This window comes from Nitrosopumilus cobalaminigenes (assembly GCF_013407145.1).
Taxonomy (GTDB): domain Archaea; phylum Thermoproteota; class Nitrososphaeria; order Nitrososphaerales; family Nitrosopumilaceae; genus Nitrosopumilus; species Nitrosopumilus cobalaminigenes.
In genome coordinates this window covers 571,074-583,656 of the sequence record NZ_CP026993.1, presented here as the reverse complement: position 1 = coordinate 583,656, position 12,583 = coordinate 571,074, and the positions used below count along the sequence as shown (strand labels likewise).

At 29.8% G+C, this 12,583-nt stretch carries 14 protein-coding genes; 5 read left to right on the top strand and 9 right to left on the bottom strand.

All coding sequences use genetic code 11. From position 1 onward, the window contains the following. Positions 1-8: 8 nt before the first annotated feature. Positions 9-1,034 carry a ligand-gated ion channel gene (locus C5F47_RS03515; RefSeq protein WP_179361520.1) on the bottom strand — a complete coding sequence of 342 codons (1,026 nt, stop codon included), beginning with the start codon at positions 1,032-1,034 and terminating at the stop codon, positions 9-11. 294 nt (positions 1,035-1,328) lie between these two features. Here C5F47_RS03515 and C5F47_RS03510 point away from each other — a divergent pair, with 294 nt between their 5' ends. Next, complete coding sequence (locus C5F47_RS03510) at positions 1,329-2,150, top strand: tetratricopeptide repeat protein (protein WP_179361519.1); 822 nt, start codon at positions 1,329-1,331, stop codon at positions 2,148-2,150. A 30-nt stretch (positions 2,151-2,180) separates the two neighbouring features. Here C5F47_RS03510 and C5F47_RS03505 read toward each other — a convergent pair whose 3' ends face one another. From C5F47_RS03505 to C5F47_RS03495, 3 genes are read right to left on the bottom strand one after another with little or no spacing between them, the layout of a single operon-like run. Continuing rightward, on the bottom strand, positions 2,181-3,341 hold the full coding sequence (locus C5F47_RS03505; protein ID WP_179361518.1) for a hypothetical protein: 1,161 nt from the start codon (positions 3,339-3,341) through the stop codon (positions 2,181-2,183). Positions 3,342-3,347: 6 nt separating this feature from the next. Beyond that, positions 3,348-3,962 carry a hypothetical protein gene (locus tag C5F47_RS03500; RefSeq protein WP_179361517.1) on the bottom strand — a complete coding sequence of 205 codons (615 nt, stop codon included), beginning with the start codon at positions 3,960-3,962 and terminating at the stop codon, positions 3,348-3,350. Continuing rightward, positions 3,959-5,893 (bottom strand): flavin monoamine oxidase family protein, encoded by a 1,935-nt coding sequence (locus C5F47_RS03495; RefSeq protein WP_246271175.1) that lies wholly within the window; start codon positions 5,891-5,893, stop codon positions 3,959-3,961. Before C5F47_RS03495 ends, C5F47_RS03500 begins: the two co-directional genes overlap by 4 nt. Positions 5,894-5,985: 92 nt before the next feature. Between C5F47_RS03495 and C5F47_RS03490 the strand changes: the two genes are divergently transcribed. Beyond that, a complete protein-coding gene (locus C5F47_RS03490) occupies positions 5,986-7,167 on the top strand; it encodes an adenylate/guanylate cyclase domain-containing protein (protein ID WP_179361515.1) in 1,182 nt (393 codons plus the stop codon). A gap of 5 nt (positions 7,168-7,172) precedes the next feature. Here C5F47_RS03490 and C5F47_RS03485 read toward each other — a convergent pair whose 3' ends face one another. The 4 genes from C5F47_RS03485 to C5F47_RS03470 all read right to left on the bottom strand — a co-directional run bounded on the left by C5F47_RS03485 (position 7,173) and on the right by C5F47_RS03470 (position 10,244). After that, on the bottom strand, positions 7,173-7,892 hold the full coding sequence (locus tag C5F47_RS03485) for a tetratricopeptide repeat protein (RefSeq protein WP_179361514.1): 720 nt from the start codon (positions 7,890-7,892) through the stop codon (positions 7,173-7,175). Next, on the bottom strand, positions 7,889-8,740 hold the full coding sequence (locus C5F47_RS03480) for a fatty acid desaturase (protein WP_179361513.1): 852 nt from the start codon (positions 8,738-8,740) through the stop codon (positions 7,889-7,891). The genes C5F47_RS03485 and C5F47_RS03480 overlap by 4 nt, the downstream gene beginning before the upstream one ends. Then, the gene (locus tag C5F47_RS03475) at positions 8,737-9,252 is read right to left on the bottom strand and encodes a YkgJ family cysteine cluster protein (protein ID WP_179361512.1); all 516 of its coding nucleotides are present in this window, start codon (positions 9,250-9,252) and stop codon (positions 8,737-8,739) included. The genes C5F47_RS03480 and C5F47_RS03475 overlap by 4 nt, the downstream gene beginning before the upstream one ends. A gap of 137 nt (positions 9,253-9,389) precedes the next feature. Then, the gene (locus C5F47_RS03470; RefSeq protein ID WP_179361511.1) at positions 9,390-10,244 is read right to left on the bottom strand and encodes a hypothetical protein; all 855 of its coding nucleotides are present in this window, start codon (positions 10,242-10,244) and stop codon (positions 9,390-9,392) included. Positions 10,245-10,393: 149 nt separating this feature from the next. Here C5F47_RS03470 and C5F47_RS03465 point away from each other — a divergent pair, with 149 nt between their 5' ends. Beyond that, positions 10,394-10,669, top strand: a complete 276-nt coding sequence (locus tag C5F47_RS03465; RefSeq protein WP_179361510.1) for a hypothetical protein — start codon at positions 10,394-10,396, stop codon at positions 10,667-10,669. Positions 10,670-10,723: 54 nt separating this feature from the next. Continuing rightward, a complete protein-coding gene (locus C5F47_RS03460; RefSeq protein WP_179361509.1) occupies positions 10,724-11,527 on the top strand; it encodes a helix-turn-helix transcriptional regulator in 804 nt (267 codons plus the stop codon). Here C5F47_RS03460 and C5F47_RS03455 read toward each other — a convergent pair. Continuing rightward, complete coding sequence (locus C5F47_RS03455; protein WP_179361508.1) at positions 11,524-12,159, bottom strand: N-acetyltransferase; 636 nt, start codon at positions 12,157-12,159, stop codon at positions 11,524-11,526. The genes C5F47_RS03460 and C5F47_RS03455 overlap by 4 nt on opposite strands. A gap of 80 nt (positions 12,160-12,239) precedes the next feature. Here C5F47_RS03455 and C5F47_RS03450 point away from each other — a divergent pair, with 80 nt between their 5' ends. After that, positions 12,240-12,578, top strand: coding sequence for a hypothetical protein (locus tag C5F47_RS03450; RefSeq protein ID WP_179361507.1), 339 nt, complete (start codon positions 12,240-12,242; stop codon positions 12,576-12,578). Positions 12,579-12,583: the final 5 nt, after the last annotated feature.

Below are 12,583 nucleotides of genomic sequence, written 5' to 3'. Positions count from 1 at the left end.
ATCGCATATTATAGATCTTTAAAAATAACAATTGAAATGATTCCAATTAAGACGATAATTGGGATTAATAAACGAGAAAAATTACGAATTTTTTGAATTTTTGGAGAATTTTCATCAGAGCTTGAAATACGCTGTTGAATAACAGATGAAGATATACTGAGAGTAAATAATGCATAAACAGTCATGTAGATTTTATCAAAAATTGTCAAATAAGACACTTCAGGTAATTGTGAAAGTATAGAATTTACGAATACAATCAAACCACCAAAAAGAAAAGTGGAAAGAACAACACGTGTAGCATATTCTTTTCCCATCCATAAAGGCATCAATCCAAGTGCAGTGATCAAAAATAATGGTAATAGATATTTAATGACCGCAGAATTATTTTCTTCAACATAAGTTGCAGTAAATCGACAAAAAGTATCAGATAAACTAATGAGTTCACTCTGAGCATACTCACTATCATAATCATCATAATTATGAACCGTAATAGTTGCAAGAGGATTATCAACATAAATGTCAGACATTATTGCAGTTTCAATGATTGAATTTTCTCCTTCAACAAAAACAAAATCAAAAATATTACGATCCACAGATTCAGCATAAATGTTCATTTTTAAAACTTCAAACGGGAAATTCTTTAAATCAAATTGACTATAAAAAGTTCCTGTAACTCTAAATAATATTTCATTTCGACTTTCAGTAAATTTAACAGAAGAAAATTTGATGTTTCCAGCATTTGGAAAATCCAACCAACTACTAGGAGGCAATGGTTTCTTTTCAGAAGATAATATCATATTTTGGAAAGAAAGAACATCATTATCAAGTGGAGTTATCCAAATCCAAAAATCAGCATCGAATGCGCCAGATTTAGTATCAACATTACCAATTCGAACTAATTGTATATCTATAGAATGCTTATGCGGAGTACTTTCAGGATTGCGATTTTTAGCATATTCAAAGCATTTTTCAGATTCAGTATGGATTGCAGTAGATGAAAAAACAGGATTTAGATAAAATGGAAATATCAACATTACAACTAAAAAAATAAGCAAAAAATGTAGATGCACATTATGGTATATCTCCATAATCAATGAAAAACTTTGTTTAATACTTAATAAGTAAAAATTTTGAAAATTAAATTTTTATAAAATTGTTACATCAAAAAAGTATGAAAAAGAAAGAGGAAAATAAAGAAGCATATGCTACAGAAGACCCTACCAACACATCAGCAGAAGAACAAGAAAATATGGCAAAAGAAGCAATTAAAAAATTCAAATCATTAGAATAAACCAAACTTTCATTAGCAATATAATTTTTGAGAAATTATGGGGTTATTCGGGTCAAAAGAAAATGTGGAAGATTTAATGTATAATGCAATGTCATTAATGGAAAAGAATCAACCAAAAGGAGCCATATCATTATTTAACAAAATCTTAAAACAAGAATCAAAAAATGCATCAGCATTGTTTAACAAGGGTTTAGCATTAAATCAAATAAAAAAATACAGTGATGCAATCACATGTTTTGATATGGTAATTGAGATTAACCCAAAAGATTCCCAAGCATGGAATAACAAAGGGATTTCAATGGCTGAAAATGGAAACATTCAATCTGCAGCAGAATGTTATGATAAAGCAATAGAAGTAGACCAAAAAAATGCATCAGCACTGTTTAACAAAGGAGTATTATTAGATAAATTACAAGAACATGAAGAAGCTTTATCTATTTTGGATAAAGCAATTTCGGTGGATTCAAGAAAGCCAAATGTTATGATTTACAAAGGAATTGTATTAGGTAAAATGAAAAGACATGAAGAAGCTTTGAATTGTTTTCAAAATGTTTGTAAAAAATATCCAAATAATCAAGATGCATTTTTCCAAAAAGGAGTACAGTTAGCAGAATTAAATCAACATGAAAAAGCGCTAGATGTTTTTGATGAGATTTTGATAAAATTTAAAGAAAACGTAAATGTGATATATGCAAAATCACGTAGTAAAGCAGCATTAAAAAAATATCCTGAAGCATTAGAATTATTAAAACAAGCAATTGCTAAAAATCCAAAAATTATTCGAGTGTGGGCAAAAGAAGAGCCAATTTTTGAAAAATTACATAGTAATGAACAATTTAGAAAATTGGTAAAATTATAAAAATTTTAGACAACACATATTTTAAAAAAATTAATTTGTTCTTAAAATTTTAGGATCAAATTTTTCAAGAAATTTAAAAACAACATCAAGATGATTGGGAATAAAATTCTCACGATTTTCAGAATCGTGATCTAGGGTTAAGAATAAAATATAATCATCCTTGAGAGGAATGCTTAGTCGTTCAATTTTTTCATATACTGAAAATGTGAATTTGACTGGTCCAAAATACTGAATAGTTTTTCTCCTCATTCTTTGTCTAGAGACAGACTCAACCAAGTGCTCTAATTCATCATAACTTGTCAATATCATATTGTCTTGGTCTCTAACATACCGAGCTAGAGGATAACATTCCTTACTTACAATTGATGCATACCTAACTTTTTTCAAAAATTCTTTATCAGTGTGTTTATCAGGATTGAAGGTATCATCTAAAATATCTTCAAGATCATTAGCATCATTTACATCAAAAAATCGTTTAATGAAAACATGTTTTTTCTGAGGATCAGTGGCCAAATCGTTCATTATATTTTGACATAAAGAAATCATTCCAGAAATTTGGTCAGTAGTTTCATCTTTTGAAATTTGTTCATCAGATTCAAAACATATTTTTTGTTTTAAGGTATTTTTATCTTTGATTAATTTGCCATTTTTCACATGATTGACAATATCAATTACAGGTGATTTCCATGAAGCAATCATATCATTTTTAGCATTAACAAAAATCATAATTTGTTCATCATATGGAATTGAGATTCTCACCATTTGTTCATAATGGGTTAACGCGTACTTACAATTACCTAGAAAATGTTCCAATTCCCTTCTCATTAAATGCCTAGTGGAAGATTCAACCAAATGTTGCTGTCTACTGTAAATTTTAGAATCCCAAATATTACTACCAAGTGAAAGTGATTTGATAGGTTTTTTTCCTACCAAGAAAGATTTGTCTTTGTGTTGTATTGCACTAGCAATCCATTTCCCAGGCATTTTTCCCACACCACAATAAAAAATATCATCATGCAGAGAAACAATGGGTTTACACAGTTTGTATGTTAAACGGCGATTTTCTTTATAAAAAGCTGTAACAAGTTCGTCAAAATTATCATATTCTGCATCATTTGATGATTCAGAAACAGTGTAAAGGTATTCTTCATCAAGAGGAGGTCTGAAAAAAGCACGTATAGACTCAAACATATAATATCACTCTTGTCCAAACAACGCAAAAACTTTACGTCTTTCCAGCCACGCAGTCATCGATACCATCAAAATGCCAAGAATTAATCGTCCTTGTATACTCAACAATTCTCCACTAGCTTCCCAAACTCCACTAGATAAAACTATCAGTCCAATACCAGCCATCAATAAGCTGAGAGAATTTCTGGCACCACGGTATTTTCGACGAAGAGAAAACGTTTTGCTTGGAGGATAAAAAGGATTATCTTTCTCAATAAGTAAATCATCCTTTTTTATTTTTTCAATCAATCCAACAACTTTGTTGAGTAGTTTATCCACATTGTCTGCTTGTCTTTGAGCTTTTTTCTCTTTTTTTGCATCATTATTTTCAATTGATTCAGAAATATCTTTTTTAATTTGATTAATAGCATTGTGGCTCCATTCAGTTAATTGATCATATGGATCATATGTTTTCTTTTTGTTATTCAAAGATTCAAGTTTTGCGAGTAAATCTTTTGTCAATAAAGCATTATTACTTTCAACAATTTTTTTTATAGATTCTTGATTAGTTTTAACTATTTCATGTAATCTCAAAATTTCTTCATGTAATTCATCTATAGTGAGTTTTTTCTCAGAAGTCATTGATACAAACACCTATTGAATTGGTTATAGTAAACTTCTTCGTCTTGAGGAGAAAGATCCAGATAAGGCAATACTTTCAATAATTCAGAAAGAATAATACAATCATCTTCTAAAACAGTAGCATAATCAAAAATGTCAGGTATAATTCCCACCTGGGTATCAGCCCAAAGATATACAACCGTAACAAAAATCATTGAAAAAACTACCAAAATACTTGTTTTCCATGCAACTTCTTTACTTCGATTCAATAAATCTAAAGCAATTTGCCTGTGTTGCCTATATTTAAGAAATGCAATCCACGCAACAACAAAAACAGATGTTATACCCAACAGAACATAAAAAATTTTGACGTGTTTTGTATCCCATTGATATTCAAAATATACTTCTTCAGCAGATCTTACACCAGATAGAAAAGCACCATCAACTACCCCCATGAAAGAAGGAGTAGTAGCCTCACCAGCAAAAAATAACTTTCCGTCTACTTTTTTTGCAAGTTGTTCATAGTCAGCAGGACTAGAATGGATTGAGGGATAAGAATAAGATCCACGAGAAAAAGGATCCGAACCCCATTTTGTAATCAGAGGGTCTGAAATCAAATGACTGACCAAGATTGGATTGGATTCAGTCCCATACGCTTGATTAAGTACTTTAATTGCCTCTTGTTTAATTTCTTCATGAGATTTTTTTTCAATTTCTTTGCCATATTGAGCAGAATTAAATGCCATTAAAATAGCAGGAGCATTTTCATTTCCTGAATCTTTTAGAACCTTATGAACATTAAGAAAAATTGCCCATTTACCTATATTGTCACCTTCATGTAAAAATGAAAGCCATTGTTCATCAGGCCAAAAAGGTTTTTCAAATTCTAAATACACTTTATTCATTACTCCCATTCCCATTTTTTCTATCGATTTTATTTTTTCATTTGGAAGTGATGGAATAAAAGTAACTTTACCAACATCGGTATCTAATATTGGTGAGGATTGAAAATCACCATAATTTGATACATTGTCTTTTTGCACACTATCTTTCATCACCCCAAGAGGCAGAGTACTGATAACATATCTAGATTTAAAAATAACTTCCCCAGAAGAAACAGAATTTGCAGTAGTGAAAACTAATGAATCAGGATTTTTTGAACTATAATCTACAGAATATACAATGTGGTTTAATCGGATATCTAATTGTTCGGCAAGTTTGTCAGTAATTTGATCATACCCACCAGGGAAAATTACCTCATGGCCTGCAAACCCCAGATACGTATTATGATGTCGAGCACTAGTGTTGTTAATAGGTGCAGGCCATTCATGTTCAAAATGTAAATTTGTCAGATGTCTAAATTCATCTTCAAGATGACCAAGATCATTTAATTGAATATATGTGTCTAAGAGATACTGAATAGATTTTTCAGAATTTTTTGGATATTCAACGTATTGATCAAAAAGTTTTTCTTTTAATGGATGGTCTGAATGATATTCATATTTTTCATATGCAAATCTAAGAAAATCTTCATACATATTATCAAGAGCTTTTTCATCTGCATCAGAAAGAGGATTGCCAGAGGAGTCATAGTAAATTAACGCTTCCTTATGGGAATAATCTAAAGTGGGAATAGTTTCTATATCATGTCTTTTAGTCAGTTCATAAATTGGACTATATTTTACTCCATGAATCCAAGACGCTCCTAAATCTAATGGAGTACCAGTGGAATTATCAGTCCACAACCTGCCACCAACACGATCTCTAGCTTCAAGAACAACCACATCCAATCCCATTTGACGTAGTGATTCAGCAGCAGATAATCCAGAAATGCCAGCACCAATTACCACTACATCATAGAATTCCTTATTGTATTGTCCATAAGAAAAATCAACTAGTTCGCCAACAAATAATACGCATAAAATCCCCAAAAGAAAAAATTTGTAACCCATCAAACATATGAAAATAAGATAGTTGAAAAGTCTTTTTTTAAACATGATAATAAATGAAAGAAATTTTATTCAAGAGTACCAGGCAAAATAGTATGAAGATTCCAAATAATTTGGTTCATGCAGCATTTTTCTTTACAGATATCGTAGGATTATCAGATCCAATAATGTCTACTGAAACACAAACAGCAAAAATTCAAGGATTAAATCAAATGATACAAGAATGTAACACGTATAAAAAAACAAAGGAAAATGAAATGTTTGTTTTGCCAACAGGAGATGGTATGGCAATCGGATTCAAAGATGGGTTAGAACAACCATTAGATTTAGCCATAGAATTTCATAAAAAATTGAAAAAATATAATGAAAATAAAACGAAGATTGATAAAATTTTAGTAAGAATTGGTTGTCATGTAGGGCCAGTATTTCTTGTGAAAGATATTTTAGGAAACCTAAATTTTTGGGGTCAAGGAATTATTCTGGCAAGAAGAACCATGGATGTTGGAGATGATTGGCATATTTTGTTGACATCAACAATGGCAGAAAGTCTACTTGAAGTATCATTAAGATATAAAGAAATATTGTATCCACTACACGATTATGAAATAAAACATGATCAAAAAATATTGATTTATTCTGCTCACGGAGAATCATTCGGGAATAAAAGTAGTCCTAAAAAAGGATTGATAGAAAAAAGCATCATTAATGAAAAAACTCTAGAACAAAATCAAAAAATTACATTTGAACATGTAAAATTTGAATTAAGATTACAAGATTCAGATAATAGAATTTTTCACAGACGAACCTATAAAATTACAAATCATTTCGAAGATCCAATATATGAAATTACCACAGGGATTATTACCAGTGTAAAAAAATCATTTTATGATCTAGATGTCAAGGCATTTAATGATGACGTGGAACTACAAATAAAAAGTATCAATGTAGATACAGATTTTATCAAAGAATTTACTATTAAATTTGAACATCCAGTTTTTGAAAATGAAGATATGGAATTCACTATCACATATGCATCAGAGGCAGCAAAAAATGAATTTAATAATAAATTTTTAATAAATGCAAAAAAATTTGATTTAATTTTTTCTTATTCTAGTAATTTAAAAATTAAAAATCCAAAAGCTAAATTAATTCAAAATGAAACAGAAAAACAGATCAATATTGAACCAAATATCAAAAGAGGTATTTTTACTCAAGTGTATTGGGACACAATTAAGGATATTTCAATTGGGGATGAAATAGAATTAATTTGGGAATAAAAATATCAAAGAAGAGGATTATCTAAAAATATTGCAAAGTCAGGATTGTTATTAAGTTCATTAAAGTCATCGTCAACCATTAACATTTTGCTTAGTGATTTATTATTTTTAGCACATTTTTTTAATATTGAAATGCATTCATCAGGGTTTTCTAATTTTAAATTACATTTTGCCAGAAAATACTGCATTGTAGAATTTTGTGGATCTTCTTCTAAACCATTATCAAAACACAGTTTTGATTCATCATATTTTGCAATTTTGTAAAGACAAACACCTTTGACTAACCAGAAATCACCAGGAGGAAGATCAACCTGAGAAGCTTTATTTCCATACTCAATTGCCTGTTCAAATTCTTTAAATTTTGTAAGAGTTTTACTTTGATCAACATATTTCATATAAAGACCACACCTAGATTCCCAAGCTTTGTTAAAGCATTCAATAGCTTCAAAATATTTTTCCAATTTGTATAATGAAACACCTTTGTAAAACAACGAATCAAAAGTTACTTCATTATGCTGAAGATCATTTTCAAAACAAGTTATTGCTTCATCCCAATTTAAAATTTCAAAAAAATCACGACCTTTTTTGTACCAATAATCTTTCTTTTTGTATTTGTCATCTTTTTCAATAAATTTATCATATGCTTCAATTGATTCTTCGAATCGGTTTTCTTTTTTTAGTTTATCTGAACGTTTTTTCCAAAAACTTGAGGCACTATCTTTCATACTGAATCTATATCAGAAGATTTTTTCTCAGAATTAAGATTTTCTGTTAATTTTCTATATGTATCAAGAAATCCACTAGAAATATCAACTGAATCTGCACAAAGGGCATTATGAGCTTGAGATAATTTGTACCATGGAATTGAGGGGTATTTATGATGAGTAAAATGATATCCGGCATTATGAAAAATATGATTTTTCCACCCAATATCAGAACGAGTAGTGTTTTTTGTGTTGTAGTGTTTTGCAATTTCAGACCAATAACGTTGAGTTGAAAAAACCCAAAAAAGTGGGATTATCCAATAGTAAAGTAGAATATCCAATCTATCAAAATAGGCAAAAATGCCAATTATCGCAATCCAAAAAAAGATAAGTTGTAGATGATTCTTTTCAATTTTTGTGTATCGTAAATCATAGAGAAAGAAATACCCACTATACCCAATTATAGGTTTGATAAACCATATCCAAAACATATTTTTCTTAGGATTATTCAATCCTATAATTTCATAATCCCCAACAATATGATCAAATTTGGTATTCATTTTATAATGATGATCTCGATGTTCTGTTCGATATGCAGACATTAAAACAAGAAAGGGGAATGCATAAAATATTTTTGAGAATTCATTTATTTTTTTACTCTTGAAAAGATTATAGTGAGATGCCTCATGTAGCAAAACCTCACCAATAGCATATTGAAAAGTTCCAATCACCCAAACAGATGCCAAATATACAAAAAAATTATTTGCCCAAACACTAAACAAAATTGTTGCAATAATTGCACCCCAATCTCGTCCTAAAGCAAGGAACCCCCTTAAATCACTACGTTCAACAAAATCTTGAGGAGTCATTTTATTTTTTTATTATTTAAATGAGTATTCAATAAGTTAGTCGGAAGTTTTACTTTACGAATAGTTATTTTTGGTTTAGATTTATCAGTAAATCCCATAGCAAGATATGTTTGGTAAATATCAGAACAATTTAACAATTCAATTAGTTCTGATCGGCATTCAAATTTTTCCAAGTATGATTCTGCCCATTTCCAATCAGAGTGAGGATTACAAGAATATACCACCCACCAAGCCACTCCATCAATTACATCTATATCAAATGGGTATATTTCACAGTCAAGAGGCCTATGTTCATAAATGCCACAACCATTTTTTTCTTTATCAAAAAAAACACATTCATTTGTATTTGGTTTTCTTTTAATTTGTTTTAATTGCTGAGTTTCATTTAATTTTAGAATTTGGACATAATCACCATTATTCTTTCCAATCTTATCTAATTTTTTTAAATCATTTGGAAATAATGGAGGACAGTCAACACTATAGCAACAGGACTCTGTACACGTGGAGCACAATGACTGATAGCTGAAATTATCGTTCTTCGATAATTTTTTCTCCAATTTCCCCCACACCCATATTCTTGAAAATATTATACATTGTCATATTTTCATATGGCTTTAAATTCACATGTTATTTAAAGATCTATAAAGAATTATTCAGAATGAATTAAATCTCTATGTTTGTACAATGCATAAGTTATGATTAATGGACTGACAAAATAAAACATGGTATACCAATGAGTTCTATCAAAACCACCATAAAGCTCCATGAAATAATATGGAATATCTGCAAATATGGTCAACCCAATTCCTATAATTAACAACATCCAAGCAGGACCTAGAATGCCTTTTCTAAAAACTGAAAATCCTACTAAGGCATATGAAAGCATGAGAGGATTAAGAAAAACAAAAGTAATAGAAGTATAGAAACATAATTCATTACATTCATCATAAAATTCAATATAGATTTTATCAGGCTTAAATTGAAAACCATGTTCTTCATCAACAAAAATTGCTTCGCCACTATACGACATGATATAGAAGACAAGGAAAAAAGTTGGTATGACAAATAACACAAACAATTGTTTTATCGTAAGTTTTGGTTGAAATCTATGTGTTGTTAAACGTAAGTGAATTAATGCACCAGCATGCCAAACTAAAAAGCCAAGATCATTTGGAGCAGGATAGGGATTCTCAACCCCCATAGTTTCAAGAGAAAACCAACCAGCCCAACCTAAAAGATTACCCAACATACCAATGGCCAAAGCCAAATATGCATTTTGAAGAACTTTTTGACCAGTATGCCAAAATTGTTTTGCAATGATAAAAGCCATCGTAGTTGCAACAACATGAACAGCCAACAAAAGCCATTCAAAAAGATCAATTTCAGCATCTATGTCAGGTTCAATAGAATTGTAATATCCATAAATAATAATCCCTACAAACAAGCTAATCAAAAAAAGATAGTTGATTTTACCAGAGGGTTTTTTAATAGAAGTTTCAGACAAGGATAAAATATCATTAAAATATTATCTTAATAAAGAATTTCAAAAAACATAGTGAATGTAGTCACCAAAAGATGCAATTACTAATCAAAGCTTACTAATCAACAATAGAGCTCAGCAGATCATATGAAGGATTTTACCACATCTAGTGTATGGCTACAACACATATCGAACCAACAAGTGTGAGGCGAAGTGTAGGCAAAGGAACTGATGTTCTCATTGGTCCAACACCAGACCCTCTCAGTTGGAATGGAGAATCATTCAAGACTGAAGAACTTGAAAGATTAGAATTGGCAGGAGATCTAATGGTTTTGTCTGTCAAGGGTACAAAGTCATTTAAAATGAGTGATGCCCCAAAAGCAAGAAAACCAAAAGAGTATCATGGATACATTGTAATCAATAAAGGTACAAAAGCAGTAAAAATCTAAAATTACAATGTTTCTTTTTTTATTTTTATGGAAGAAGATTCCTAAGAAAATCGCATGAGTGAAAATGAAGAACTAACTGCCAAATATTTTTTAGAATTGGCAAGTACCCAAAGATTAGAAATAATTTATGCCCTATTTAAAAAACAATCATCAATTAGTGAAATTGCAAAACAATTAGAGGCCACAATTCAAGAAGTGTCAAGAAATTTTGGCAGATTAGAGAAAACAGGGTTAATTGATAAGCAACAAGACAGACTATACAGTTTATCCACATTTGGAAAAATGATATGTATGCAAACACCATCAATAGGATTTATTTCAAAAAATGAGAGATATTTTAAAGAGCACGATTTTGGAAATTTACCATTAAAGTTCATTCAGCGAATTGGAGCTCTAAACAACAGTAATTCAATTAACGGATATTCTAGAATTATTGAAAAGTGGGATTCCATTTATAGAGAATCTGAAGAATATATTTACAATATTTTAATCGATGCTCCATATTCTATTGAAATGATGGACATTATTGAAACAAAATTAAAAAAAAATATTAAAATAAAAAGTATATTTTCAGAAAATGTAATTGTACCTAAAGACAGAAAAAAAATATTAAAAAAATATGATTTTGACAAATATATCAAAAACGACACTTTAGAAAAGAAAATGACTAAAAATACAAAAATCAGCATCACAATGAATGAAAAACAAGCAGTGGTTTGTTTTCCTTTTACAAACGGGGAAATAGATCTTAGTAAAGGGTTTTACAGTTCTGATGAGAATTTTCATCAATGGTGCTTAGATTATTTCAGATATTGTTTATTTGAAGGAAAGAGATTTCGAGAAGATATTATAAATTAAGGATTGTTTTTATAATTAGGATTAATCCATTCAACTAAAACACCATTATTTTTAGAATTTAGATCATCAAGGTAATTTGGCAAAAGTTTTACAAATTTAAAATCACAAGATAAATGAAAAGATAGAACACGATCACTTATGCTATTATCAATAACTTTTTGAGCGTATTCATCAGGAGTAAATTGATCACTGTACTTCCCATAATTTGATAAACGGCTCCCTGAAAAAAAACTCCGAATAGATAATTTAGATACCAACATTTTTCTCGCGTCATTCATAGAATTTGCAATTCCCATTCGTTGGAAATCAGGATGAACTGAGATATCAGCATCATAAAGGATATCACCAGATACAATGTGATTTTTAAAATAAAAATCACCACAAGCCTCAATCCACGTATGAGGTTTTAAAATAATAGATCTTAGAGTTAGAAAACTACTACAAGAACCTACAATTTCATTATTTGAAATTGCACAAAATTGACCCTGAGGAAATTTATCTACATGTGCAAAGATATGTTCTTTTTTCCATCTTGCATGTTCAGGTAAATCAAAAAATGTTTCATTTTGCAATTTTACTATTGAGGAAGCATCATTTTTTGTCGTATTTCTGATAATGATTTCATCAGACATGACAAACTATAACTGAAATTGAATAAAAAAGATCCTATGAGTAGAAAAATTATATTAATTAAAAACTCAATAGGACATTGATGAATAACACACTTTCGATAAAAGAGATTTCTATGTTACCAGAAAAATTCAAAAATAGAATTGAAACAGATTTAAATCTAGTTGCAAAAACTATACCAGACTACTTAAAAAATAAGGAAGACCAATTTTTAAAATATTGGAATACTCCAGAATTGGAAGGATTTTTGGAAGGATTTCTAGTAGGCATGTGTGAAACAAACTACATTCAATCGTTTCAAAAAGTATATGATCAATTCCCATCCAAATGTCAAATTGACGAAATAAACAAAATTATTGCACGAAGAAGATTTCAGTTTCAACAAGGGATTTTAGCTGCAATAAAAGAAAGCAAAAATTAACATAA